This is a genomic window from Alsobacter soli (assembly GCF_003004785.1).
GTDB classification, from domain to species: Bacteria; Pseudomonadota; Alphaproteobacteria; order Rhizobiales; family Beijerinckiaceae; genus Alsobacter; species Alsobacter soli.
The window spans coordinates 46,244-69,748 of the sequence record NZ_PVZS01000017.1 but is presented as its reverse complement, the minus strand read 5'-3'; the positions used below and the strand labels follow the sequence as shown (position 1 = coordinate 69,748).

General features: G+C 68.6%; 23 protein-coding genes and 1 tRNA gene. 8 read left to right on the top strand and 16 right to left on the bottom strand.

Going from position 1 to position 23,505, the window contains the following annotated elements:
• Positions 1–5: 5 nt before the first annotated feature.
• Entirely contained in the window at positions 6–1,325 is a 1,320-nt protein-coding gene (locus tag SLNSH_RS15825) for a polyhydroxyalkanoate depolymerase (RefSeq protein ID WP_106337980.1), read from the bottom strand.
• Positions 1,326–1,634: 309 nt separating this feature from the next.
• Here SLNSH_RS15825 and SLNSH_RS15820 point away from each other — a divergent pair, with 309 nt between their 5' ends.
• From SLNSH_RS15820 to SLNSH_RS15800, 5 genes are all read left to right on the top strand, one after another.
• Positions 1,635–2,978, top strand: coding sequence for an ActS/PrrB/RegB family redox-sensitive histidine kinase (locus SLNSH_RS15820; protein ID WP_106338010.1), 1,344 nt, complete (start codon positions 1,635–1,637; stop codon positions 2,976–2,978).
• Between the two features lie 74 nt (positions 2,979–3,052).
• The gene (locus SLNSH_RS15815) at positions 3,053–3,625 is read left to right on the top strand and encodes an ActR/PrrA/RegA family redox response regulator transcription factor (protein WP_106337979.1); all 573 of its coding nucleotides are present in this window, start codon (positions 3,053–3,055) and stop codon (positions 3,623–3,625) included.
• Between the two features lie 240 nt (positions 3,626–3,865).
• The gene (locus tag SLNSH_RS15810; protein ID WP_106337978.1) at positions 3,866–4,267 is read left to right on the top strand and encodes a hypothetical protein; all 402 of its coding nucleotides are present in this window, start codon (positions 3,866–3,868) and stop codon (positions 4,265–4,267) included.
• A gap of 248 nt (positions 4,268–4,515) precedes the next feature.
• Positions 4,516–5,670: an aminotransferase gene (locus SLNSH_RS15805; RefSeq protein ID WP_106337977.1), complete on the top strand. Its 1,155-nt coding sequence runs from the start codon at positions 4,516–4,518 to the stop codon at positions 5,668–5,670.
• Positions 5,667–6,779 carry an extracellular solute-binding protein gene (locus SLNSH_RS15800; protein ID WP_106337976.1) on the top strand — a complete coding sequence of 371 codons (1,113 nt, stop codon included), beginning with the start codon at positions 5,667–5,669 and terminating at the stop codon, positions 6,777–6,779. The genes SLNSH_RS15805 and SLNSH_RS15800 overlap by 4 nt, the downstream gene beginning before the upstream one ends.
• A gap of 214 nt (positions 6,780–6,993) precedes the next feature.
• Here SLNSH_RS15800 and SLNSH_RS15795 read toward each other — a convergent pair whose 3' ends face one another.
• Both SLNSH_RS15795 and SLNSH_RS15790 read right to left on the bottom strand, forming a co-directional pair.
• The gene (locus SLNSH_RS15795) at positions 6,994–7,335 is read right to left on the bottom strand and encodes a hypothetical protein (protein ID WP_106337975.1); all 342 of its coding nucleotides are present in this window, start codon (positions 7,333–7,335) and stop codon (positions 6,994–6,996) included.
• Positions 7,332–8,948, bottom strand: coding sequence for a fumarate hydratase (locus SLNSH_RS15790; protein WP_106337974.1), 1,617 nt, complete (start codon positions 8,946–8,948; stop codon positions 7,332–7,334). The genes SLNSH_RS15795 and SLNSH_RS15790 overlap by 4 nt, the downstream gene beginning before the upstream one ends.
• A 199-nt stretch (positions 8,949–9,147) precedes the next feature.
• Here SLNSH_RS15790 and SLNSH_RS15785 point away from each other — a divergent pair, with 199 nt between their 5' ends.
• Positions 9,148–10,164, top strand: a complete 1,017-nt coding sequence (locus SLNSH_RS15785) for a glucokinase (protein WP_245422372.1) — start codon at positions 9,148–9,150, stop codon at positions 10,162–10,164.
• Here the strand turns inward: SLNSH_RS15785 and ptsN are convergent, their stop codons facing one another.
• The 8 genes from ptsN to SLNSH_RS15745 all read right to left on the bottom strand — a co-directional run bounded on the left by ptsN (position 10,165) and on the right by SLNSH_RS15745 (position 16,545).
• Positions 10,165–10,629: a PTS IIA-like nitrogen regulatory protein PtsN gene (gene ptsN / locus SLNSH_RS15780; RefSeq protein WP_106337972.1), complete on the bottom strand. Its 465-nt coding sequence runs from the start codon at positions 10,627–10,629 to the stop codon at positions 10,165–10,167. It abuts the gene before it with no gap.
• Between the two features lie 84 nt (positions 10,630–10,713).
• On the bottom strand, positions 10,714–11,301 hold the full coding sequence (gene hpf, locus SLNSH_RS15775) for a ribosome hibernation-promoting factor, HPF/YfiA family (protein WP_106337971.1): 588 nt from the start codon (positions 11,299–11,301) through the stop codon (positions 10,714–10,716).
• Positions 11,302–11,418: 117 nt separating this feature from the next.
• Positions 11,419–12,996: an RNA polymerase factor sigma-54 gene (gene rpoN, locus SLNSH_RS15770; RefSeq protein ID WP_106337970.1), complete on the bottom strand. Its 1,578-nt coding sequence runs from the start codon at positions 12,994–12,996 to the stop codon at positions 11,419–11,421.
• A gap of 165 nt (positions 12,997–13,161) precedes the next feature.
• Entirely contained in the window at positions 13,162–13,962 is an 801-nt protein-coding gene (gene lptB / locus SLNSH_RS15765) for an LPS export ABC transporter ATP-binding protein (protein WP_106337969.1), read from the bottom strand.
• Positions 13,963–14,085: 123 nt separating this feature from the next.
• Positions 14,086–14,727 carry an LptA/OstA family protein gene (locus SLNSH_RS15760; RefSeq protein ID WP_106337968.1) on the bottom strand — a complete coding sequence of 214 codons (642 nt, stop codon included), beginning with the start codon at positions 14,725–14,727 and terminating at the stop codon, positions 14,086–14,088.
• On the bottom strand, positions 14,724–15,410 hold the full coding sequence (gene lptC / locus SLNSH_RS15755; protein WP_106337967.1) for an LPS export ABC transporter periplasmic protein LptC: 687 nt from the start codon (positions 15,408–15,410) through the stop codon (positions 14,724–14,726). Before lptC ends, SLNSH_RS15760 begins: the two co-directional genes overlap by 4 nt.
• Before the next feature lie 87 nt (positions 15,411–15,497).
• Positions 15,498–16,112, bottom strand: a complete 615-nt coding sequence (locus SLNSH_RS15750; RefSeq protein WP_106338009.1) for a ribonuclease D — start codon at positions 16,110–16,112, stop codon at positions 15,498–15,500.
• A 348-nt stretch (positions 16,113–16,460) separates the two neighbouring features.
• A tRNA-Leu gene (locus tag SLNSH_RS15745) sits at positions 16,461–16,545 on the bottom strand.
• Between the two features lie 187 nt (positions 16,546–16,732).
• Between SLNSH_RS15745 and SLNSH_RS15740 the strand changes: the two genes are divergently transcribed.
• The gene (locus tag SLNSH_RS15740) at positions 16,733–17,107 is read left to right on the top strand and encodes a hypothetical protein (protein WP_106337966.1); all 375 of its coding nucleotides are present in this window, start codon (positions 16,733–16,735) and stop codon (positions 17,105–17,107) included.
• Between the two features lie 34 nt (positions 17,108–17,141).
• Positions 17,142–18,140 carry a complex I NDUFA9 subunit family protein gene (locus SLNSH_RS15735; protein WP_106337965.1) on the top strand — a complete coding sequence of 333 codons (999 nt, stop codon included), beginning with the start codon at positions 17,142–17,144 and terminating at the stop codon, positions 18,138–18,140.
• Between the two features lie 9 nt (positions 18,141–18,149).
• Here the strand turns inward: SLNSH_RS15735 and SLNSH_RS15730 are convergent, their stop codons facing one another.
• From SLNSH_RS15730 to polA, 5 genes are all read right to left on the bottom strand, one after another.
• Complete coding sequence (locus SLNSH_RS15730) at positions 18,150–18,857, bottom strand: sulfate transporter family protein (RefSeq protein ID WP_106337964.1); 708 nt, start codon at positions 18,855–18,857, stop codon at positions 18,150–18,152.
• A gap of 67 nt (positions 18,858–18,924) precedes the next feature.
• The gene (locus SLNSH_RS15725; protein WP_106337963.1) at positions 18,925–19,404 is read right to left on the bottom strand and encodes an MmcB family DNA repair protein; all 480 of its coding nucleotides are present in this window, start codon (positions 19,402–19,404) and stop codon (positions 18,925–18,927) included.
• Between the two features lie 54 nt (positions 19,405–19,458).
• The gene (locus tag SLNSH_RS15720) at positions 19,459–19,809 is read right to left on the bottom strand and encodes a RidA family protein (protein ID WP_106337962.1); all 351 of its coding nucleotides are present in this window, start codon (positions 19,807–19,809) and stop codon (positions 19,459–19,461) included.
• A 60-nt stretch (positions 19,810–19,869) separates the two neighbouring features.
• Positions 19,870–20,118, bottom strand: coding sequence for a DUF1272 domain-containing protein (locus SLNSH_RS15715; protein ID WP_106338008.1), 249 nt, complete (start codon positions 20,116–20,118; stop codon positions 19,870–19,872).
• A gap of 184 nt (positions 20,119–20,302) precedes the next feature.
• Positions 20,303–23,371 carry a DNA polymerase I gene (polA, locus tag SLNSH_RS15710; protein ID WP_106337961.1) on the bottom strand — a complete coding sequence of 1,023 codons (3,069 nt, stop codon included), beginning with the start codon at positions 23,369–23,371 and terminating at the stop codon, positions 20,303–20,305.
• Between the last annotated feature and the right edge of the window lie 134 nt (positions 23,372–23,505).

The window sequence follows — 23,505 nt, the reverse complement described above, 5'->3', positions numbered from 1 at the left end:
CGACGCTATTCGGCCGCCGTGGTGGCGCGCTTGCTCTTGAACGGCAGCACCGCGCCCTCGGACCGGTCGGCGCCGCTGCGCCGGAAGCGCTGCTCGCAGTTCTGGATGAAGTCCGCGATGCGCGGCGCGATCTCGGCCCGGAAGCGCGAGCCGTTAAACACGCCGTAATGGCCGACCTTCGGCTGCACCCAATGGGCGCGCAGCTCGTCCGGGATGTTCGGGCACAGCTTGTGGGCGGCCTCCGTCTGGCCCACGCCGGAGATGTCGTCCTTCTCGCCTTCCACCGTCATCAGGCCGCAGCGCTTGATGGCGGTGAGGTCGACCGGGAACTCGCGATGCATCATCTCGCCCTTCGGCAGGGCGTGGCGCACGAACACGGTGTCCACGGTCTGCAGGTAGAACTCGGCCGTGAGGTCCATCACGGCGAGGTACTCGTCGTAGAAGTCGCGGTGCTTCTCGGCCGAATCGCCGTCGCCCTCGACCAGGTGCTTGAACATCTCGCCATGCGCCTCGAGGTGGCGGTCGATGTTCATGGCCATGAAGCCGGAGAGCTGCAGGAAGCCGGGATACACGTCGCGCATGAACCCGGCGTTGGGCAGCGGCACCTTGAAGATGCAGTTGCGGCGGAACCAGTCGATGCCGCGGCGCTCGGCCAGCAGGTTGACCTGTGTGCGGCTGACGCGCGTGTCGATCGGGCCGCCCATGAGGGTCATGGAGAGCGGCGTCTTGGGATCGCCCTCGGCCTCCATGCGGGCGATCGCCGCGATCACCGGCACCGCAGGCTGGCACACCGCCATGACGTGCACGTCCGGCCCCAGCAGGTGGAGCATGGAGATGACGTAGTCGATGTAGTCGTCGAGGTCGAAGTCGCCCTCGCTCATCGGCACCGTGCGGGCGTCCACCCAGTCGGTGATGAACACCTCGTGGGTGGGCAGGAATGTCTCGACCGTGCCGCGCAGCAGCGTGGCGTAGTGGCCCGACATCGGGGCCACGATCAGCAGCTTGGGCTGCCGCTCGCGCATCTCGCCGAGCGCGCGGTCGAAATGGATGAGGTTGCAGAACGGGCGCTCCCACACGACCCGCTCGATCACGGCGACTCGCTCGCCGCCGACCAGGGCGGTGTCGAGCCCGAACACGGGCTTGCCGTAGCGGCGCGTCGTCCGCTCGAACAGCTCGCACGCCGCCGCGAGCGACCGCCCGACGGGCGTCTTCGACAGGGGATTGATGGGGTTGTTGCAGAAGATGCGCGTGGAGTCCGCTAGGGCGCGGGCCGGACCCAGCATGGCGTGCGCCGCCTCGTACCACATGTAATAGGGAAGTTGCATGCTTCACTCCCTCACCCGGCCGGGGGCGTCAGGCCCATGGTGCGCTGCAAGAAGTCCTGACCTTAACCGTTCGGGCCCGACCCACAATTAGCCGAAGGTGAAACTGCGCCCGGTTTCCACCGGCTGTGGCCGTTCGGTGACGCATGTGGACAACCCGCTTGCGCGATTCCAGTTCCTGCACTGCACAAATGTGCGGGTTTTCGTACCGGCCCGCTGTGACACGGATCACCTGCGAGCCGGGCAGACCTGCCCAGCCCCGGAGATCCTTCTCCAGCCGCTTTCGCGCACTACATCAAGCGCATGCCGGACATGGGCGACATCGACCTGAGGCGCAGCGGGTTCGCGCGCGGCGGCAGCCGCCTGCGGCTGGACACGCTTGTGCGCCTGCGCTGGCTGGCTCTCGCCGGCCAGTTCGGCGCCGTCGTGGTGGTGGCCTGGTGGCTGGCCTACCCGATGCTCTTCGCCGCCTGCCTGGCCGTGATCGCTGTGTCGATGGGCCTCAACCTGGTCCTGCGATTCGCGTTCCCGCTCAGCCATCGCCTCACCGACGGCGCCGCCACCGCGCTCCTCGCCTACGACATCCTCCAGCTCGCCGCGCTGCTGTACCTCACAGGCGGGCTCGAGAACCCCTTCGCCATGCTGGTCATGGCGCCCGTGATGATCTCCGCGACGTCGCTGTCGCCCCAGCGGACGCTGGCGCTCGGCCTGCTCGCCATCGCGTGCGCGACCGTGCTGGTGTTCGTCCACCATCCCCTGCCCTGGGCGCCGGGGGAAACGCTGCACTTCCCCCTCGTCTACCGGGCCGGGATCTGGTGCGCCATTTTCCTTGGTCTCGCCTTTATCGGCGTTTATGCATGGAGAGTGACGGAAGAGGCTCGTCAGCTTGCAAATGCGCTAGCGGCCACCGAACTGGTTCTGGCGCGCGAACAGCACCTTTCCCAGCTTGATGGCCTGGCCGCGGCGGCGGCCCACGAGCTGGGAACACCGCTGGCCACGATCGCGCTGGTCGCCAAGGAGCTCGGCCGCATCGGCCCCAAGGACGGGCCGATGGCGGACGACATCGCGCTCCTGGGCGAGCAGGTCGCGCGCTGTCGCGGGATCCTGGGCAAGCTGACGTCCCTCGGCAACGAGGCCGGGCCGCTCGAGACATTGCGGCTCAGCCATCTCGTGGAGGAGGTCGCTGGTCCGCAGCGGCCGTTCGATGTCGCCATCGAGGTCGAGCAGCGGGGAACGGGACCCGAGCCGGTCTGCCGACGCAACCCGGGCCTGCTGTACGGCCTCGGCAACCTCGTCGAAAACGCCGTCGACTTTGCGCGTGACCGGGTCCGGATCACGGCCCGCTGGGACGACGACGCGGTGGCGGTGACGATCCGGGACGACGGTCCCGGCTTCGCCGCAGATATTCTCGGCCGCCTGGGCGAACCTTACCTGACGACGCGCGGCGGCGCGAAGCTCGAGGGTGAGGGCGCCGGCGGCATGGGGCTGGGCCTGTTCATCGCCAAGACGCTGCTGGAACGCTCCGGGGCGACGCTGTCGATGCGCAACGCCCTGCCACCCGAGACGGGCGCCATGGTGACAGTGACCTGGCCCCGGCTCGCCTTCGAGCGCGGCCTGGTCCCGGAGCCCCCGGCCGAACCCGCTTTTCCGCTCTGATCGCCGTAAGAGGCGCCTCCGAGGTGAACCAATCGGAATGCGCCGCGTAGATTCCCCCGGAGGCTTTCGAAGCCATGTTGGATCAACTCTCTCCCCGCGCGGCCGGCGCCGCGATCTCTTCGACGGAGTCGTCGCTGCTCATCGTGGACGACGACCGCCCTTTTCTGACCCGCCTGGCCCGCGCCATGGAGGCGCGCGGTTATGAGGTGACCACGGCCGAATCCGTCCAGGACGGCATCGCGGCCATCCGGCAGAAGCCGCCGGCCTTCGCGGTCATCGACATGCGGCTAGGCGACGGCAATGGCCTCGACGTCATCGCCGAGCTCAACGAGCGGCGTCCTGAGGCCCGCGGCGTAATCCTCACCGGCTATGGCAACATCGCCACCGCCGTGACGGCGGTGAAGCTCGGAGCCTATGACTACCTGGCGAAGCCTGCCGACGCCGACGAGATCGACTCCGCCCTCAAGGCGACAGGCGAAGCGCGCGCCGAACCGCCGGCCAACCCCATGTCGGCCGATCGCGTCCGCTGGGAGCACATCCAGCGTGTCTACGAGCTGTGCGGACGCAACGTCTCCGAAACGGCCCGCCGGCTCGCCATGCACCGGCGCACGCTGCAACGCATCCTGGCCAAGCGCGCGCCGCGCTAAGGCGGCGCTCGAAACGCCATTGCGTGTCCCTGATGCCCGGGCTTGGCCCCGGGCATCCTTTGAGCGCCTCCCCACGATGCGACCTCTGGCGCCCCCTGCGCCTCCCATGATCGACCAAATGGATGGCCCCGAAGGGCCCGGAGGCGGCTGCACACTGGCCTGACCTCTCCTGACGCCGCCCATGGCGGAATGCGAACGGGCCGGCCGAACCACGGAGAGCCGCGGTGCGGGAGCGCGACCATGCCGATCCATCCCTTGTCGTCCGCCACGATGGCGTTCGTGGCCTTGGCGATCTCTGGCGCCAGCGTTTCGGCGCAGGCTGTCGTGCAGCATCGCGTCAGGCCGGGCGGAAGCTTCACCATCGGGATGACCTTGCTGGACTCCCAATGCAGGCCGGTTCAGCCCATCCCGGTCTTCGTCGCATCGCGCCCCCGCCAGGGCAGGCTCACATCGTTCAGCGGAACCGATATCCAAAGGGATCATCCGAACCCGGCCTGCAATGGCAGGCCCGGCCCCGCCCTGTTTTTCCGATACACGGCGCCCCGCGACTTCATCGGCCAGGACCGCTTCGCCGTAGGCTGCCGCCGCTCCCCGCCTTCCGACTGCCGACCCTTCACGATGAACGTCACGGTCGCCCGCTGAGGGCGGCACGCGCATAAATTCGCACTCACCCCGCTGGCGTGAAGCATGAGCCGTCATTGCGAGCGCAGCGAAGCTATCCAGAAGCGGCAGGGCGAAGCTGAGGAGCGCTCCGCCCCATCCTGGGCTGCTCCGTCGCTGCGCTCCTCGCAAGGGCGGACGCCGCAGCGCACGCCTGCCTTGCGCATCGCAAGTGGAGCCCGACCTGCCGGGCGTGGTAGACACGGCGCTTGCGTGCCCGGAGCCCCGCCATGAACCCGATCTTCGCCGATCTGCCCACGACCGTGTTCGAGGTCATGTCGCGCCTCGCGCGCGAGACGGGGGCCATCAATCTCGGCCAGGGCTTCCCGGATTCTCCGGGCCCCGAGGACGTGCGTCGGGCCGCCGCGGATGCCGTCATGAACGGCTGGAACCAGTACCCGCCGATGATGGGCGTCCCGCAGTTGCGTCAGGCTGTGGCGACCCATTACGCCCACCATCAGGGCGTGACGCTCGATCCCGAGCGCGAGGTGATGGTCACCTCCGGGGCGACGGAAGCACTCGCGGGCGCCCTGATGGCGCTCATCGAGCCCGGCGACGAGGTCGTGCTGTTCCAGCCGCTTTACGACGCCTACCTGCCCCTGGTGCTGCGCGCGGGCGGCGTGCCCAGGTTCGTGCGCCTGCAGCCGCCGCACTGGCGATTCGACGAAGCCATGCTGGCCGAGGCCTTCTCGCCCAGGACGAAGGTCGTCCTGCTCAACAATCCCCTGAACCCCGCGGGCGTGGTCTATGGCCGCGAGGACCTGGAGCTGCTGGCCCGGTTCTGCGTGAAGCACGACGCGGTGGCCGTCTGCGACGAGGTCTGGGAGCACGTCGTCTTTGACGGCCTTCGGCACCAGACCATGCTGTCGCTGCCGGGCATGCGGGACAGGACGGTGAAGATCGGCTCCGCCGGCAAGATCTTCTCGCTGACCGGCTGGAAGGTCGGCTTTGTCTGCGCCGCGCCCGAGATCCTGCGCGTGCTGGCCAAGGCCCACCAGTTCCTCACCTTCACCACCCCACCGAACCTCCAGGCGGCGGTCGCCTATGGGCTCGGCAAGGATGACGCCTACTTCACCGGCATGCGCGCGGACCTGCAGCGCAGCCGCGACCGCTTCGCCGCCGGGCTTGCCGAACAGGGGTTCAGCGTGCTGCCTAGCGCCGGCACCTACTTCCTGAATGTTGACCTCGCCCCGCTCGGCGAAAGCGACGACGTCGCCTTCTGCGAGCGTCTCGTGCGGGAGCATGGCGTCGCGGCCATTCCGGTTTCGGCCTTCTACGCCGAAAGGCCGATCACAAGCGTCGTCCGCTTCTGCTTCGCCAAGCGGGACGAAGTGCTCGACGGCGCCCTGGCGCGCCTGGACCGGGTCGCCAGGGCCGCCGCATGAGCCGGCGCGGCTTCACCCGCGCCGCCCTGCTGCGGGGCGCCTTGGCGGCGCTCGGCGCTGTCATGGCGGCCGGAGCCGGTTCCGCCGCCGCTGGGCCCACGGTCTCCATCTATGCTTGGGCGGACTACTTCGAGCCGGCGATGCTCGACCGCTTCACCCGCGAGACCGGGATCGCGGTGGCCTATGATCCCTATGACAATCCTGAAGCCGCAGAGCAGCGCCTTGCCGCAGGGAGCGGGACCGATGTGGCGGTCCTGCCGGGACAGGCGATGCACCGGCTCGCGGTGCGTGGCCGGCTGGCGCGCCTCGACCGTGCGCGCATGGCGAATATCCGCAACGTGTGGCCTGAGATCGCCGACCGGCTGAAGACTTTCGATCCGACGGGCGCGTCGGCCGTCCCCTACATGTGGGGCGCTTTCGGCGTCGGCTTCAACGCCCGGCAGGTGCGGCAGCGGGTGGGCGAGAGGCCCGCGGCCGGATGGGACATGGCGTTTCGGGCCGACGGGGGGCGGCTTAAGGACTGCGGGGTGATGCTCGCGGATTCGCCGGAGGACATCTACCCGGCCGCCGCCCGGATGCTGGGCCTGCAGCCTGACCTGCGCCGTCCGGCGGATGTGGACCGCATCACGGACGTGCTTTTCAAGGGCCGCGGCATGATCGCCAAATACGGCACGGCGGACGCCGTGAACGCACTGGCGGGTGGGGAAGCCTGCGTGGTGGCGGCGAGTTCGGCTGACGTGCTGCAGGCTCGTCGCCGGGCGCGCGAAGCCGAGAGCGGCCCCGAGATCGGCTTTACGATCCCGCGCGAGGGCGCCCCCCTGTGGGTGGACAGCCTGGTCATACCGGCGGACGCCCCGAACCCGGACGCGGCGCGGGCCTTCGTGGATTTCATGCTGAAGCCGGACGTCGCCGCCCGAAACGCCGATTACGTCGGCCTGGCGAGCGGCGTGGCCGCCGCCCGCGCCCAGCAGAAGCCCGAGAACGCCAACGATCCGGCGATCTATCCCCCGCCCGACGCCCTGCGCCGCCTCTTCGCCGCCCAGCCCCTGGACGAGCGCACCGCCAAGCAGGTGGCGACCGGCTGGCGCAAGGTGAAGACGGGGAAGTAGGGCGCTCACGAATCAGCCTGTCATGGCCGGGCTTGACCCGGCCATCCACGGCCACGCCGAACCGCGCGGATTCCCGGGACAAGCCCGGGGATGACGCAGGATTGCCCAAGCTATCTTTGCGAGCGCAGCGAAGCAATCCAGGAGGGCTGGGCGCCATGACTGGACTGCCTCGTCGGTACGCTCCTCGCAAAGACGGGCGACAACCGCCCCTGGCCTACAGCCCGCCCTTGCAGCGCGCCTTGATCTGGGCCTCGAACTCGGTCGCGGTGTTGACCAGCTCCGCCTGGATCACCGACTTGCCCATCCCAGTCTGGCAGCGGCCCTGGATGGCGTTGGCCTTGCGGGCGGCCTCCACATGCTGGCGCCACACCGGGCATTGAGTCGCCAGGGGAGCGCTCGCCGCGTTGAGCAGCCTCTCGCGGCTCTGGCGCATGAGGCTGTCCGCCACCATGAGGTCGCGCTTGCACTCGGCGCTGTCCGGCGCGGCGGCCTGTGCCGCACCGACAAGGGCGGCCAGCGCGAGCAGCGCCGGCCCAATGAAGCGAAGGGCGCTCACCCGAGGTTCAGCTCCTTGAAGAAGTCGTTGCCCTTGTCGTCCACCACGACGAAGGCCGGGAAATTCTCGACCTCGATGCGCCAGATGGCCTCCATGCCGAACTCCGGATACTCCAGCACCTCGACCTTCTTGATGCAGTCCTGCGCGAGCCGCGCCGCGGGCCCGCCGATGGAGCCCAGGTAGAAACCGCCGTGCTTCTGGCACGCGTCCCGCACCTCCTTGGAGCGGTTCCCCTTCGCCAGCATCACGAAGCTGCCGCCCGCGGCCTGGAACTGGTCCACATAGGAGTCCATGCGGCCAGCCGTGGTGGGCCCGAAGGAGCCGGAGGCATAGCCCGCCGGCGTCTTGGCCGGCCCCGCGTAATAGACCGGGTGGTTGCGGAAGTAGTCCGGCATGGGCTCGCCGCGCTCCAGCCGCTCGCGGATCTTGGCGTGGGCCAGGTCGCGGGCCACCACGATGGGCCCGGTAAGCGACACGCGGGTCTTGATAGGATACTGGCTCAGCTTGGCCCGGATCTCGTCCATGGGGCGCGTGAGGTCGATGTGGACGACGTCCCCGCCCAGCGACGCCTCGTCGACCTCCGGCAGGTACTTGGCCGGATTCGTCTCCAGCGCCTCCAGGAATACGCCGTCCCGGGTGATCTTGGCCTTGGCCTGGCGATCCGCCGAGCACGACACCCCAAGCCCGATCGGCAGGGACGCGCCGTGGCGAGGCAGGCGGATCACCCGCACGTCATGGCAGAAATACTTGCCCCCGAACTGGGCGCCCACCCCGAGCTGCTGCGTGAGCTTGTGGACCTCCGCCTCCATCGCGAGGTCGCGGAAGGCGTGGCCGGCTTCCGAGCCCTCGGTCGGCAGGTCGTCCAGGTAGCGCGTAGAGGCGAGCTTCACGGTCTTCATGACCAGCTCCGCCGAGGTGCCGCCGATGACGATGGCCAGGTGGTAGGGCGGGCAGGCGGCGGTGCCGAGCGTCAGGATCTTCTCCTTCAGGAACGCCATCATGCGGTCCCTGGTGAGAAGCGACGGGGTGGCCTGGTACAGGAAGGTCTTGTTGGCCGAGCCGCCGCCCTTGGCCACGAACAGGAACTTGTAGGCGTCGTCGCCCTCCGCATAGAGGTCGATCTGCGCCGGCAGGTTGTTTCGGGTGTTCTTCTCCTCGAACATCGACAGCGGCGCGAGCTGCGAGTAGCGCAGGTTCTTCTCGAAATAGGCGTCGCGGATTCCGTCCGAGAGGGCCTCCTCGTCGGACCCGTCGGTCCAGATGAAGCGGCCCTTCTTGCCCATCACGATGGCGGTGCCGGTGTCCTGGCACATGGGCAGGATGCCGCCTGCCGCGATGTTGGCGTTCTTCAGCAGGTCGTAGGCGACGAACTTGTCGTTCGAGGTCGCCTCCGGGTCGTCCAGGATCTTGGCGAGTTGGGCGAGGTGGCCGGGGCGCAGCAGGTGGTTGATGTCGATCATCGCCTGCTTGGCGAGCGCCCGGATGGCCTCGGCCGGGACATTGATGAACTCGCGGTCGCCCACCTTCTCGACCGTGACGCCCGGGACGTCCAGCTTGCGGTAGGGGGTGGAATCCTGGGCCATCGGGAAGAGGCTCGAGGCGGCGCTGGACATGGCGGCTCCCGCGAAACGAGTGACAACGTGGCCGTGCTTCTATCCCATTTTCCAGCAGGGGGCAGGCCGAAAATGGTCTAGCCTGGGCTGCCCCGGACGTGAGGCTCAGCGTCCCGCACGCCGCGTGCGACGGCGGCGCCGAAGCGGCGGCTTGTGCGTTGAGGTGCGACCAGAACAGAGATCATCGCCAGGACCGCCCGTGCCGACTTCCCTCTCCATCGCCCTGCCCTACCCCATCGTCGTCGGCGACATCGGCGGCACCAATGCGCGCTTCGCCTTGCAGCTGGAGCCGAATGGCCCTCTCGCGCTGCTGGGGCGCTTCAAGACCGCCGAGTTCGCCAGCGTCGCCCTGGCGCTCGCGGCGGCGACCGTCCCCGCGCCGGTCCGGCCGCGCTCCGCCGTGCTGTGCGCCGCCGGCCCGGTCGCCGACCGGCGCTGCGCGCTGACCAACGCCAGCTGGGTGATCGACGGGCCGGAGCTGGTCGGCCTTGGCAGTGTGGAGGAAGGGCTCCTGCTCAACGATTTCGAGGCCCAGGCCCTGTCCCTTCCGGCGCTTCCGCCGGAGGTCGTGGAGCCCATCGGCGCCGTGCGGCCCGGCGAGGGGCCTCAGGTGGTGCTGGGCCCGGGCACTGGCCTCGGCGTAGGCGCGCTCGTTCGCCTCGATGGGCGCTACGCGCCCCTGCCCAGCGAGGGCGGGCATGTCGATCTGGCGGCCACGGACGCCGAGGAGGAGCGCGTCTTCCCGCACGTGCGGCGGGTCGAGGGACGCCTCACCGCGGAGGCGATCCTGTCCGGGCCGGGCCTCGTCGCCCTGCATCACGCGCGACTGCAGGCTCACGGACTGCCGCCAGCCCCCGGGGTGGACGGCGTCGCCATCGTGAACGCCGCGCTGGCGGACCACGCGGGCGCCGAGGCGGACACCGTGCGCCTGTTCATCCGCGTGCTGGCGCGCTTCGCCGGCGACATGGCCATCGTGTTCGGGGCGACGGGGGGCGTCACGCTAGCCGGGGGCATCCTGCCCCGCGTCCGGGCCCTGCTCGACCCGGCCGCCTTTCGCGCCGCCTTCGAGAACAAGCCGCCCGTGGAGGCGCTGCCGATGCGCATCGCGACGCGGCTGGTCACCTCCCCGGACGCAGTCCTGCACGGCATGGCGGCGATCGCCTCCGATCCCGCCCGCTACGCGCTGGACTACGCCGAGCGGCTCTGGAGCCGCTGATCAGGCGGCGTTGGAGGTCGTGGTCTGGGTGAGGATGGCGTAGATGGCGGCCGCGTCGCTCGCGGACCGCAACTTGCTGGTCACGCTGGGCTCGCGCAGGACGCGCGCCACGCGCGCGAGCGCCTTCAGGTGGTCAGCGCCGGCCGCCTCGGGCGCGACCAGCAGGAACACGAGGTCGACCGGCTCCCCGTCCAGCGCCTCGAAGTCGATCGGCTTCTCGATACGGGCGAACAGCCCGAACAACTTGGGCGCCTTGGCGAGCTTGCCATGCGGGATGGCGATGCCGTGCCCGATGCCCGTGGAGCCGAGTCGCTCCCGCTGCAGCAGGGTCTCGAACAGGTCGCGCTCAGGGAGTCCGGACAGGGCGGACGCCTTCTCGGCCAGTTCCTGCAGGGCCTGCTTCTTGTTGTTGGCCCGGAGCGCCGGGATGACCGCCTCGGGGGTCAGGAAATCGGAAAGCGGCATGGTCGCCTTGCGTTTGTCGTTCGCGCCGCACCGGGCCCGCCTTGCTCGAAAGGGGCCAGCGATCCGGGCGATGCTGTTTCTGTGTCAGTGACCGGCGGTCGCCGCCACGGACGGAGGATCGATCCAGCCGATGTTCCCGTCATTGCGCCGGTACACCATGTTCACCCGGCCTGTTCCGGCATGGAGGAACACGATCACCGGCGCGCCAGACAGGTCCAGGTCGATCACCGCCTCGCTGACGGACAACGTCCTCATATTCTTCTTGGTTTCCGCGATCACGAGCGGATGGAATTCCTGGGGCGCCTCGTCCTCGTCGAGGTCGGGCGTCTGGATGACGGCGTAGGGCGCCTCGATCTCGCGTCCGTTCGCCTGGGCGGCGCCTCGGTCCTTGAGACGGCGCTTGTAGCGTCGCAGGCGCTTCTCGATGCGCTCCGCCGCCTGGTCGGCGCTGGCGTACGCGTCATGCGCTGCGCCCTCGGCCTGCAGGGTGACCCCGGAGGCCAGGTGGAGCGCGCAGTCGGTGCGGAAACCGCCGCCTTCCCGCTCCACGATCACGTGCCCCGAAAACCCGCCGTCGAAGTACTTGGAGATGGCGCCCGAAATCCGGTCCACCACCTGAGTCCGCAGGGCCTCGCCGATGTCCAGATTCTTACCCGAGACGCGCAGTGCCATGGGTTTGCTCCCAAGCCGCCTTCTGGCCGGCGGCGCCCTCGACGAGTCCGGAGGACCGTCATCCTGGTTGGCAAGACGTAAGGACGGCCCGGGTTGAAGTCAATCGGCCAAGCCGGGCTATCCCCGGGCGACCGCGGCGGCGCTCATCGCCATCTTCTCGCGGCGGCGCTCGACCGACGACGGGATCTTCAAACCTTCGCGGTACTTGGCGACCGTCCGGCGAGCGATGTCGATGCCGGAATCCCGCAACTTCTGGACGATCGCGTCGTCAGACAGCACGTCGCTCGGACTTTCGGCGTCGATCATCTGCTTGATGCGGTAGCGCACCGCCTCGGCCGAATGCGCCTCGCCGCCGCGCGTGGCCGCGATCGAGGCGGTGAAGAAGTACTTCATCTCGAAGATGCCGCGGGGCGTCGCGACGTACTTGTTCGAGGTGACGCGCGACACGGTCGACTCATGCATGCCGATCGCGTCGGCGACCGTCCGCAGGTTCAGGGGCCGCAGGTGCTGGACGCCCAGCGCCAGAAACGAGTCCTGCTGCCTCACGATCTCCGTGGCGACCTTCAGGATGGTGCGCGCCCGCTGCTCCAGGCTTCGTGTCAGCCAGTTCGCCGTCTGGAGGCAGTCGGTGAGATAGGTCTTGTCCGTTTCGCTCTTGGCCGATCCGGACACCTTCGCCAGGTAGCTCTGGTTCACCAGCACGCGCGGCAGGACGTCCGAGTTCAACTCCACCAGCCATCCGCCGTCGGCCGCCTGCCTCACATAGACGTCCGGCACCACGGGCTGGATGGGACTGCCGCCGAAACGCAGGCCCGGCTTCGGGTCCAGGCGACGGATCTCGGCGACCATGTCGCCCAGGTCCTCGTCATCGATCCCGCAGATGCGCTTCAGGGCCGAGAAGTCGCGGCGGGCGAGCAGGTCGAGATGCTCCAGCAGCGCCTGCATGGCGGGGTCGCAGCGATCGAGTTCCTGGAGCTGCAGCCGCAGGCACTCGGCCAGGTTTCGCGCGCCGACTCCGGTCGGTTCGAAGCCATGGATGATCCCGAGCACGCGCTCGACATCGGCCACCGGGACGCCGAGCCGTTCGGCCACGGGCTCGATCGGCTCGGTGATGTAGCCGGATTCCTCGACGAGGTCGATCAAGGCCAAGCCGATCATGCGCTCGACCGGATCCTCGGTCGCGACCTGGAGCTGCTCGGCGAGAGCATCGTGCAGCGATCCCTGGGCGGCCACGAAGGCCTCCAGGTTGACCTCGTCGTCCGGGTCTCGCCCGCCTCCTCCGACGCCGCTCCAGTTGCCCGCCGAAAGGCCAAGCCCATCCGCGGTCTCGCCGGCGCCGGACCGGGCCTCCGACACGGGGGCGTCGTCCGGGAATTCGTTGTCGAAGCCGGTGTCCTGGCGATCCTCGATCTCGCCGCGCTCGGGGGCCATCTCCGCAGGGGCCCAATCTGCGTCCGCCGCTACCCCGGCCTCCGTGGCGGGCTCGCCGAACGAGTCTCCGGCTGCCTCGCCTCGCTCGGGGGCCGGCTCAGGCTCCTCGGCCCGCTCGAGGAGCGGGTTGCGCTCGAGCTCCGCCTCCACGTAGTTGACGAGCTCGATGCTGGAGAATTGCAGAAGCTTGATGGCCTGCAGCAGCTGCGGCGTCATCACCAGGGACTGGCCCTGGCGCATCTCCAGCCGCTGCGAGAACCTCATCGAAGACACTGCCCCACTCTCCTGGCTCGCGGATCACGGGCCGCGGCACGGATCTTGCTGGGGTTTTGTAGCGCAGACCCTCCGCCGCGGTCAAAGGTCCACGGTGGCCCATGCTGTCCGTTGTTTAACGAATTGCTCTTTGTAGGAAACGAGAGACTCGACCTCTCAAAGCCGGAAGTCCTCGCCCAGGTACAGGCGGCGCACTTCCTCGCTTGCGATGATCTCGTCCGGCGTGCCTTCCATCAGCACGCGGCCCGAATGGATGATGTAGGCCCGGTCGATGAGCCCGAGCGTTTCGCGGACGTTGTGGTCGGTGATCAACACCCCGATGCCCCGGCCGGTGAGATGGCGCACGAGGGCCTGGATGTCGCCCACCGCGATGGGGTCGATGCCCGCGAAGGGCTCGTCCAGCAGCATGAAGGACGGACGACCCGCGAGCGCGCGTGCGATCTCGCAGCGTCGGCGCTCGCCGCCCGACAGGGCGATGGAGGGCGACTTGCGCAGGCGCTTGATGTCGAACTCCTCGAGCAGGGAGTCGAGGTCCTGCTCGCGGCGGTCGCGGTTGGGCTCCACGACCTCGAGAACGGCGCGGATGTTGTCCTCCACGTTCAGGCCGCGAAAGATCGAGGCCTCCTGCGGGAGGTACCCGATTCCCAGCCGGGCGCGCCGGTACATGGGAAGCGCCGTGATGTCGTGGCCGTCGAGCGAAATGCGGCCCTGGTCCGCCTGGACCAGCCCGGTGATCATGTAGAAGATCGTGGTCTTGCCGGCGCCGTTCGGACCGAGCAGCCCGACGGCTTCGCCCTGGCGAACCGTGAGCCCGGCGTCCTGGACGACGGTGCGCCCCCGATAGCTCTTCTTGAGGCCCCGGACGAGCAGGACGCCCTGCCCGCCGTCTTCGCCAAACTCATACGTCGGCGTCGGCGCAGGGGACGCGCTCTCGATATCGACGGTGTGGCGGTTCATGGGAAACGTCTCGCACTGAAGAGCGCGCCCGTCCTAAACGAGCGCGCCGCTTGCTGCAATCAGGCGCTGACTGCGCGTGCCCCGGGGCGGCTTCGTTCGCTCACCCCTGACCGCGATTCAGCCTTACGACTTTGGCTTGGCCGGCTTCTTCTTGCCCGCTCCGTCGGCCTCGTCGTTTCCGGGGACGAAGAAGCCCTTCACCCGGCCGCCCTCGACGGTCGCGACGCCGGTTTCCGTATTGTAGACGAGCTTGTCGCCCTTGGTGACGTTCTCGCCCTGGCTCAGCGCGACGTTGCCGGTCAGGATGATCCTGTTCGCCAAGCGGTCGAACACGCCTTCGTTGCCGGTCGCGATCTGGTCCTTGCTGATCACGGTGACGCCGCCCTTGGCTTCCACCCGCTTGAGCTGCGTCCCGCCGCTCTCCTGCCCACCCTCGGTCGCAGCGGCGGGGGTCGCGGCCGCCGATCCGGACGCGGCGGCGCCCTCTTTGTTCTGGCGCTCGAAATACACGATCATGGTCGGGCACTTGATGGTCGTTTCGCCCTGGATGGCGATGACGTTGCCCGTATAGACCGCCCGCTGCTCCTTGTTGAACACCTCGAGCTTGTCCGCGTCAATCTTGATCGGCTCCTTGGAATTCGTCCCGAATCCGGGGATCGCGCCGCTGTTCTTCTTGGCCTGGGCGAGAGCGGCGCCCTGAAGCCCGAGCGCAAGAGACAGTCCCAAAGCGGCGGTGGCGAGGCGGGCGTGGGCGCGGCGGTTCATGGAGTCGTTCCCTTGGCCTGGCTGGCAGGCTTGTCGCTCTGGTCGGACGTCATCAGTGTATGGACGCGCCCCTTGAAGATGACAACCTGCCCGTTGTCCAGCATCTCAAGCGAGTCCGCGTCGATGGTGCCGCCAGAGAACTTCAACTGCACGGGTTCCGGCGAATGCACGCTGCCGGCCTTGAAGTTCACATCCGCAACCCGCATCGTGACGTCGTAGCCGGAGTCCGTCTTCACCCGCACGTCGTCCTTCAGCTGGATCGCTTCCGCCTGGGAATTGTAGACGCCGTTGAGCGCCTCGACGTTGGCGAAGCCGCGCTCCTGCAGGGCGATCCGCGCCTTGATGTCCTTGAGCTCGATGATGTTCGGGTTCTTCACGTCGGAAGCCGCCCAGCGCGCCGTCACCTCGTAGGGCCGCTTGTCCTTCTTGAAGCCGGACAGCTTGGGCGCCTCCATGGTGATCTTGGTGCCGCTGACGCTCAGCGGCCCGACCGAGATGTTGCCCGGCAACGCCCTGAACGGATTGAAGAAGGCGAAGAAGCCGACCCCGAGCACGACCAGCAGGGCTCCAACCGGGATCGCCCGCCGCAACAGCCGTACGCGCCCGGAATGCCGCACCGCCGCGTCATAGCGCTGGCCCTTGGCGGACGCCTGCTGCCCGAATCGCGTGCTTCCGGTCGCCATGAGGCGTTGGTCTCCAAAGGTGACTGCCGCTGCGCAGCCCTATCTGGGGTTGCGGGCCGAAATGCGCCAGTTCCGGCGCTGCGACATTCAGGCGTGCGCGAAGATATCCGTCTCGCCCCAACCCATCAAATCAAGGCGCGCGCGCGTGGGCAGAAACGCGAAGGCAGCCTGGGCCAGATCGACCCGGTTTTCCCGGGCGAGCATGGCGTCGAGCTTGTCCTTGCAGGCGTGCAGGTGCAGCACGTCGGAGGCCGCATAGGCCTGCTGCGCCTCTGTCAGGACCGCTGCGCCCCAGTCGGACGACTGCTGCTGCTTGGAGATCTCCACGCCGAGCAGCTCCCGCACGAGATCCTTCAGCCCGTGCCGATCCGTATAGGTGCGCACCAGCTTGGAGACGATCTTGGTGCAGTAGACCGGCCCGGGCATGACGCCGAACGTATGGAACAGGACGGCGAGATCGAACCGGGCGAAATGGAAGAGCTTGATGACCTGCGGATCCCCCAGGAGGCGCTGCAGGTTCGGCGCGCTGGTCTGGCCGGCCGCAATCTGCACGAGGTCGGCGTCCCCGTTTCCGGACGACAGCTGGACGAGGCACAGCCGGTCCCGCAGCGGGTTAAGGCCGAGTGTTTCGGTGTCGATGGCCACGATCGGGCCGAAGGTGGCGTCGGCGGGCAGGTCGCCCTTGTGCAAGCGTATGGTCATGGGGCCGGAGTCCGGAGAGCGGCCGCGGCCGCGCATGTTTCGATCAGCGCGTTACCACGGTTTCGCCGCCCGGAACTACCGGTTTGTTTCATGAGGCCGTCGGAGCTTCCGCTCGGGATGCTTCAGCGCAGTCCAAAGAACGAAAGCACCGCGATGACCACAACCACAAGACCGACGAGATAGATGACGCTGTTCATGTTCAGCCTCCGTTGGAAAAGAGATCATCCAACGGCGAAACGTCGCCTATCGTTCCTCAACAGCAGCGAGGGCGAAACAAGGCAAAGAAAAAGCCGCCTCGCGGCGGCTTCTCTTCGGCGGGCCCGGCGCCATCCTTCCTTGCGGAAGCGATGGTGCCCAGGAGAGGACTCGAACCTCCACGACTTGCGTCACTGGTACCTGAAACCAGCGCGTCTACCAATTCCGCCACCTGGGCCCGTGGCGGGGTTCATACGGGGGCGACTCGACCCTGTCAACGCCGCCGAAGCGGGTTCTTCGCATTTTCTCGGCAAGGCTTTCGCAACCCTGCGCCGCGTGTGACGCGGCAGGCGCAAGCTCGGCCCTTGTCATGACACATTGGGCGATCCACTCTATTTGGAGGTGACCAATCGCAAGGCGACCCGATGGACAGGATGCCCCGCCGCAACAACGACTCGCTCCTGCAGCGAAACCCGGCGTTGCGCCTCGTGCTGGGGCATGCGGCCGTGGGGGCCTTGCTGGGGCTCGCCTTCGCCATCGCTCTGGTCTGGTTCGACGCCCATGGGCTCGGGCGGCTAATGACCGACTCAGATAGCGGCCCCGCGGCCTTCGTCCTGCTGGCCGGCGGCTTCATGATCACGTTCGGGAGCCTGGTGGCCGGCGGCGCGATCATGTCCCTGCCCAAGGGGGACGACGACGACCGCGGCGGCGGGCGCCGGTACCGCTATCGTCTAAGCCCGATTCCCGTCGTCGCGCGGCGTTCGGGGCGGCGCTCCTCTGTACAGCGCGATTTCCATTGACTAAGAGCCTTCTGCACCGTGCAGGAGGCCTGACATGATCCCGACGTCCAACCAGCTCGTCACCGTCTTTGGCGGGTCCGGCTTCGTCGGCCGACATGTAGTGCGCGCCCTGGCGCGCCGCGGCTACCGGGTCCGCGTCGCCGTGCGGCGGCCCGACCTCGCCCTCTTCCTGCAGCCTCTGGGCCGCGTCGGCCAGATCCATTCGGTGCAGGCCAACCTGCGCTACCCGGCTTCCGTTGAGGCCGCCATCCAGGGCGCTGACGCGGTGGTGAACCTTGTCGGCATCCTGGCCGAGGACGGCAGGCAGACCTTCGACGCCGTTCAAGCCGAGGGCGCACGCGTGGTCGCTGAGGCGACCGCCCGGGCCGGCATCACCCGCCTGGTGCAGATGTCGGCTCTCGGCGCGGACGCCGATTCAGAGTCGCTCTACGCCCGCTCCAAGGCGGCGGGCGAGGCCGCCGCCTTCGCGGCCGTGCCGACCGCGGTAGCGCTGCGCCCCTCCATCGTGTTCGGGCCGGAGGACAGCTTCTTCAACCGCTTCGCCGCGCTCGCGCGCATGTCCCCGATCATGCCGCTGATCGGCGGCGGCGAGACACGCTTCCAGCCGGTGTTCGTCGGGGACGTGGCCGAGGCCGTGTGCCGCGCGGTCGACCAGACGATCCGGCCCGGTGTCGTCTACGAGTGCGGCGGGCCGGAGGTGAAGACCTTCCGCCAGATCATCGAATACGTGCTCGCCGTCACCGGCCGCAAGCGGCTGCTGGTCTCCCTCCCCTTCGGCGTCGCGCGCGCGCAGGCCACGGTGACCGAGGCGCTGAAGTTCATCACCTTCGGGCTCCTGCCCGAGTCGCTGCTGATCACCCGCGACCAGGTGCGCCTGCTGGAGCACGACAACGTCGTCTCCGACGCCGCCAAGGCCGAGGGCCGGACGCTCGAGGGCATGGGCGTCACGCCCGAGATCATCGAGGCGGTCGTCCCCTCCTACCTGTACCGCTTCCGCGCCCGCGGCCAGTTCGACGCCAGCAAGTTCGCCTGAGGCCTGCGTTCAGCGCTGCGCCAGCCTCGCCCGGGTCTCCTCCCGGGCGGAAAGGCGCTTGTGCACGTGCACCATCAGGGCGGTGCCGAACAGCGGCGTGAGCAGGTTCAGGATCGGGATCGCCACCAGGCATGCGATCAGGAAGCCGGCCAGCAGCACGGTCGAGCTGTTGCGTTCGCGCATGGCGCTGACCTCGGGCAGCGGCCGGAACCGGCCCGCCGCCAGCGCGAAATATTCCCGCCCGAGCAGGTAGGCGTTCGCCGCCAGGAAGGCGATGACGTTGATGGGCGGGATCAGTAGGAAGATCAGCGCCACCAAGTTGACCAGCAGCGCCACCCCGGCGAACCGGAACGCCTCCCACAGCGCCGTCGGGACCGGCAGCGCCGCGCCCGGCGGGTCGGCCGGGTAGTGTTTCAGTTCCACCTTCTCGGCCACGTCGTCCAGGAAGAAGCCGGCCACCAGCATGGATACCGGCGGGATCAGGTAGCCCAGCCCGATCACCAGCCCGAAGCCGCCCAGAATGACCGCATAGGCGCTGACCGACGGATGGTCCGCCATGAAGGCGAAATTGGTGAGCGCGTAGGAGAAGAACTTGGTCAGCCCCGCCCAGACCAGGGCGAGGAGCGCGACCGTCAGCCCCAGCGACTTCCACAGGATCGCGCGGAAGGGCGGGGAGAGAATCTGGCTGAAGGCCTTGGCGGCCGTTTCGAAGATCATGCGACGGGTCCGGTGGGCGGGTCAGGCGCCAGATGGCAATCCCGACCGCGACCCGCAAGGAACGAGGCTAGAAAGAACCACTCGCCGCCTCAGGGTCGAAGAGCGCATGCAGGCGACCGGCCGAGGCGTGCGCGAACCGCAGCAGCAGCGCCTTGCGGGTGGCCGCCGGCATCCGGTGCTCGCCCGGATCGCGCAGCACGGCGGCCCCATAGGCGTCCGCCACGATCAGCCCGGCGTCTGGCGGCATGATCTCGGCCGGAACATGGCCCGGGATGGCGAAATACAGCCGGTCGCAGTGGGCCCTGTAGTCCGGCCACTTCCGGTCGGTCCGGAAATCCTCCACGCTGGACTTGATCTCGACGATCCACACCGAGCCGTCTTGGCCCAGCGCCACGATGTCGGCGCGCCGTCCCGAAGCGAGCGGCAATTCGGTCACGGAGGCGAAGCCCAGCCCCGTCAGGAGGCGGCGCGTGCCCCGGGCCACGGCGAGCGCGGTCTCGGACTGGCGCCCGTCGACGGGAGGGGAAACAACTGCGGCAAAAGGCATGGGCGGAGCCTAGCCCCGCCCGCCAGTCGCCGCAACGGCGGCGTCAGCGGCGCTTCAGCGCGCCGCCACCATCACGATCTCGACCGTGTAGTCCGGGGCGGCGAGCTTCGCCTCCACAGTGGCGCGAGCCGGGGTGGCGCCCTTGCTCACCCACGAATCCCACACGGCGTTCATCTCCGCGAAGGTCTTGATGTCGGCGAGATAGATCGTGGCGGACAGGATCTTCGTCTTGTCTGTGCCGGCCTGCTCCAGGGTCTCGTCGATCTGGGCCAGGATGTCACGGGTCTGCTCCGTGACGCTCTTGCCCTTGGCGGCGTCGGCGACATGGCCCGCGAGGTAGACCGTGTTCCCGTGGACCACGGCGTCGCTCATGCGCGGGCCGCAACCGATGCGTTCGATGCTCATGCTGGATCTCCAGTTCGGGAGCCCTGGATTAGGGCCCCCGCCGCCGGAGCGCAACGCCGCTTACGCAGCCGACGGACAGGGCTCCTCTGCGTGCACCCGCACCGTGCTGGCCGGATGCTTGGCCAGCATGTGGGGTGGCCGGACGGGCCGCGGCTGGAACTCTCCGCTGCAGTTGGGGCAGCGGCCGCCCAGGCGACCATCCACGCAGTCGCGGCAGAACGTGCACTCGTATGTGCAGATCATCGCTTCCCGGCTGTCAGGCGGCAGGTCCTTGTCGCAGCACTCGCAGTTCGGACGCAGCACGAGCATGGTCAGCAAGGCCGCAACTCGCTCGGCCGTCATCCCCGGCCGGAGCCGCGCAGCGGCGGAGGGGAAGGCGATCCAGGGCCGCTTGCAGCGCGCCTTGAACACCGCCCCGGAAACCCGGCGCGCGCTGCCCTGGATCCCCTTCCAGGCGCTTCGCACCGCCGGGGATGACGCGCCCCTCTGGCGATCAATGCGCCTCGTCCCAGTTGTGCGCGGCCCGCGCGTCCACCTGCAGCGGGACGGACAATTGCACCGCCGGGTGCGGCGCCTCCTCCATGACGCGGCGGATCACCGGGATCGCCTTCTCAATCTGCTCGTCCGGAACCTCGAAGACGAGCTCGTCGTGGACCTGCAGCAGCATCTTGGCCGAGACACGCGCCTTTTCCAGCGCCGGCTCCATGCGCACCATCGCGCGCCGGATGATGTCCGCGGCCGAGCCCTGGATCGGGGCGTTGATGGCGGCGCGCTCCATGAAGGCCCGCTCCTGCGGGTTCTTGGAGTTGATCTGAGGGTAGTGCGCCTTGCGGCCGAAGATGGTCGTCACGAAGCCGTTGGAGCGGGCGAAGCGCTTGGTCTCTTCCATGTAGTCGCGGATGCCCGGGAAACGCTCGAAGTACTTCTTGATGTAGGCCCCCGCCTCCTCGCGCGGAATGCCGAGCTGGTTGGCGAGCCCGAAGGCCGAGATGCCGTAGATGATGCCGAAGTTGATCGCCTTGGCCCGGCGTCGGACCATCGGGTCCATGCCCTCCACCGGCACGCCGAACATCTCGGACGCCGTGAGCGCGTGAATGTCGATGCCCTCCGCGAAGGCGCGGCGCAGCTGCGGGATGTCGGCCACGTGGGCGAGAACCCGCAGTTCGATCTGCGAGTAATCGGCCGAGATCAGCTTCGTGCCCGGCGCGGACACGAAGGCCGCGCGGATCTTGCGCCCCTCCTCGGTTCGGATCGGAATGTTCTGGATGTTCGGCTCGGAGGAGGACAGCCGCCCTGTGGTCGTGGACGCCATGGAGAAGCACGTGTGTACACGATGGGTCTCCTTGTGTACGTAACTCGGCAGCGCGTCCGTGTAGGTCGACTTCAGCTTGGACAGCTGCCGCCATTCCAGGATGCGGGCGGGCAGCGCATGCCCTTGCTCGGCGAGGTCGTCGAGGACCCCCGCCGAGGTCGACCATGCGCCCGTGGCGGTCTTCTTCGCGCCGGGGAGACCCATCTTGCCGAACAGGATGTCGCCGAGCTGCTTCGGCGAGCCCAGGTTGAAGGGCTCGCCGGCAAGCACGTGGATCTCCGCCTCGAGCCCGGCCATCTTCTGGGCGAACTCGCCCGACAGGCGCGACAGCATCTGGCGGTCGATGGAGATGCCGCGCTGCTCCATGCGCCCCAGCACCGTGCTGAGGGGTCGTTCCAGCGTCTCGTAGGCCGTGGTCATGCCTTCCGCCGGGAGGCGCGCCTTCAGCACCTGCCAGAGCCGGAACGTGACGTCCGCGTCCTCGGCGGCGTATTCGGTCGCCTTGTCGATGGCCACGCGGGCGAAGCCAATGAAGCTCTTGCCGCTGCCGGCCACATGGCCGAACTGGATGGACTGATGGCCAAGCACGCTCTCGGCCAGCGCGTCCATGCCGTGGTTCGCGCGCCCCGCGTCTAGCACGTAGGACAGCAGCATGGTGTCGTCCGCCGGAGCCACGTGAATCCCGTGGCGGCACAGCACCATCCAATCGTACTTGAAGTTCTGAGCCACCTTGAGGACGCCCTTGTCCTCCAGCAGCGGCTTCAGGCGCGCCAGCACGTCCGCGAGGGCCAACTGATCCGGCAGGAGGTCGGCGCCGCCAAAGAGGTCGCCCTTGCCCTCGCCCTTGTGGCCAACCGGGATGTAGCAGGCCTTTCCGGGCGCGGTGCACAGTGAGAAGCCGACGAGCTCCGCCTGCATGGCGTCGAGCGACGTTGTCTCCGTGTCAAAGGCCACGAGGCCGAGGTCGTAGGCCTCGGCGATCCAGGCGTCGAGGCGCTCCAGCGTGCGCACCGTCTCATAAGCGGAAAGCTGGAACGGGATGGCGCGCATGCGCGCCGCCACCTCCCCAGCCTTGTGGCCGGGCGTGGGCCCGGACGCATCCGCCGGCGCGGCAGCCTGGGGAGCCACGGTGTTCTCCGCGCCCTTGTAGGTGCCGGCCCGGGTCTGCGGCGCGCCCATGGCGGCCGAGCGGCTGCCCCGTCCGGCTGCCGGCGCCTCGCTCTCCGCCTGAACAGGCGTGAAGCCGGTCACCCCATGCCAGCTGGTGCCCGCGCCGGGGGCCGCGAGGTCCGGATCGGCGTCGATCGCGGAAGCCTCGAGGCCATAGGCCTCGCACACGCGCCGCGTGACGGCGTTGAACTCCATGGCCTTCAGGAACGACACCAGCCGCTTGGGATCGGGATCGTGCACCCCGATGGTGTCGATGGGCCGATCCAGCGGCACATGCTTGTCGAGCAGCACCAGCTTGCGCGAGAGGCGCGCCTTTTCGGCGTTCTCGATCAGCGCCTCGCGACGCTTGGGCTGCTTGATCTCGTGGGCGCGCGATAGCAGCGTCTCCAGGTCGCCGAATTCGGCGATGAGCTGGGCGGCCGTCTTCACCCCGATCCCGGGCACGCCCGGGACGTTGTCGATCGGGTCGCCGATCAGCGCCTGGACCTCGACGACCTTCTCGGGCTGCACGCCGAACTTCTCGACCACCTCGTCCCGGCCGATCCGCTTCTCCTTCATGGTGTCGTACATGGTCACGCCGTTGCCGACGAGCTGCATGAGGTCCTTGTCGGAGGCCACGATGGTGGTCGTGGCGCCGGCCTCGCAGGCCACGCGGGCATAGGTCGCGATGATGTCGTCGGCCTCGAACCCGTCCTGCTCGACGCAGGGGATGTCGAAGGCCCGCACCGCGTCACGAATGAGCCGGAACTGCGGGCGCAGGTCCTCCGGCGGCTCCGGGCGGTGCGACTTGTACTCGTCGTAAAGCGCGTTGCGGAACGTCGTCGCCGACTTGTCGAACACCACCGCGAGATGGGTCGGCTTCTCGCCCGCCACCGAGTCGCGCAAGAGCCGCCACAGCATGTTGCAGAAGCCGGCCACGGCGCCGATCGGCAGCCCGTCCGACTTGCGCGTCAGCGGCGGCAGCGCGTGGTAGGCGCGGAAAATGTAGGAGGAGCCGTCCACCAGGAACACGTGGTCGCCCTTGCGGACGGCGCGTTCGGGGGAGCGGGCTTCGGGGGCGATCTGGGCGGCGTCGGTCATGCGCCTCTTCTACACGCCGCCGAAGCGCCGTGCGAGAGGGGGCGCCGGCCTCCGCGGGTGAAGCGCGCGCCCCACCCGCCTCTCCGAGGGGGAGAGTCGGCTCTCAGGGCCGGGGTGGGGTGACGGCCGGGCCG

What these genes read in the sequence shown, in the direction of transcription:
- rpoN (WP_106337970.1), bottom strand. Translation starts at nt 12,996, where the DNA reads ATGAGGTTCTCGCAGCGGCTGGAGATGCGCCAGGGCCAGTCCCTGGTG.
- SLNSH_RS15760 (WP_106337968.1), bottom strand. Translation starts at nt 14,727, where the DNA reads ATGAACCGCCGCGCCCACGCCCGCCTCGCCACCGCCGCTTTGGGACTG.
- polA (WP_106337961.1), bottom strand. Translation starts at nt 23,371, where the DNA reads ATGACCGACGCCGCCCAGATCGCCCCCGAAGCCCGCTCCCCCGAACGC.
- SLNSH_RS15715 (WP_106338008.1), bottom strand. Translation starts at nt 20,118, where the DNA reads ATGCTCGTGCTGCGTCCGAACTGCGAGTGCTGCGACAAGGACCTGCCG.
- hpf (WP_106337971.1), bottom strand. Translation starts at nt 11,301, where the DNA reads ATGGCACTGCGCGTCTCGGGTAAGAATCTGGACATCGGCGAGGCCCTG.
- SLNSH_RS15810 (WP_106337978.1), top strand. Translation starts at nt 3,866, where the DNA reads ATGCCGATCCATCCCTTGTCGTCCGCCACGATGGCGTTCGTGGCCTTG.
- lptC (WP_106337967.1), bottom strand. Translation starts at nt 15,410, where the DNA reads ATGGCGACCGGAAGCACGCGATTCGGGCAGCAGGCGTCCGCCAAGGGC.
- SLNSH_RS15800 (WP_106337976.1), top strand. Translation starts at nt 5,667, where the DNA reads ATGAGCCGGCGCGGCTTCACCCGCGCCGCCCTGCTGCGGGGCGCCTTG.
- SLNSH_RS15730 (WP_106337964.1), bottom strand. Translation starts at nt 18,857, where the DNA reads ATGATCTTCGAAACGGCCGCCAAGGCCTTCAGCCAGATTCTCTCCCCG.
- SLNSH_RS15805 (WP_106337977.1), top strand. Translation starts at nt 4,516, where the DNA reads ATGAACCCGATCTTCGCCGATCTGCCCACGACCGTGTTCGAGGTCATG.
- SLNSH_RS15740 (WP_106337966.1), top strand. Translation starts at nt 16,733, where the DNA reads ATGGACAGGATGCCCCGCCGCAACAACGACTCGCTCCTGCAGCGAAAC.
- SLNSH_RS15825 (WP_106337980.1), bottom strand. Translation starts at nt 1,325, where the DNA reads ATGCAACTTCCCTATTACATGTGGTACGAGGCGGCGCACGCCATGCTG.
- SLNSH_RS15790 (WP_106337974.1), bottom strand. Translation starts at nt 8,948, where the DNA reads ATGTCCAGCGCCGCCTCGAGCCTCTTCCCGATGGCCCAGGATTCCACC.
- SLNSH_RS15820 (WP_106338010.1), top strand. Translation starts at nt 1,635, where the DNA reads ATGGGCGACATCGACCTGAGGCGCAGCGGGTTCGCGCGCGGCGGCAGC.
- SLNSH_RS15735 (WP_106337965.1), top strand. Translation starts at nt 17,142, where the DNA reads ATGATCCCGACGTCCAACCAGCTCGTCACCGTCTTTGGCGGGTCCGGC.
- lptB (WP_106337969.1), bottom strand. Translation starts at nt 13,962, where the DNA reads ATGAACCGCCACACCGTCGATATCGAGAGCGCGTCCCCTGCGCCGACG.
- ptsN (WP_106337972.1), bottom strand. Translation starts at nt 10,629, where the DNA reads ATGCCGCTTTCCGATTTCCTGACCCCCGAGGCGGTCATCCCGGCGCTC.
- SLNSH_RS15815 (WP_106337979.1), top strand. Translation starts at nt 3,053, where the DNA reads ATGTTGGATCAACTCTCTCCCCGCGCGGCCGGCGCCGCGATCTCTTCG.
- SLNSH_RS15725 (WP_106337963.1), bottom strand. Translation starts at nt 19,404, where the DNA reads ATGCCTTTTGCCGCAGTTGTTTCCCCTCCCGTCGACGGGCGCCAGTCC.
- SLNSH_RS15720 (WP_106337962.1), bottom strand. Translation starts at nt 19,809, where the DNA reads ATGAGCATCGAACGCATCGGTTGCGGCCCGCGCATGAGCGACGCCGTG.
- SLNSH_RS15750 (WP_106338009.1), bottom strand. Translation starts at nt 16,112, where the DNA reads ATGACCATACGCTTGCACAAGGGCGACCTGCCCGCCGACGCCACCTTC.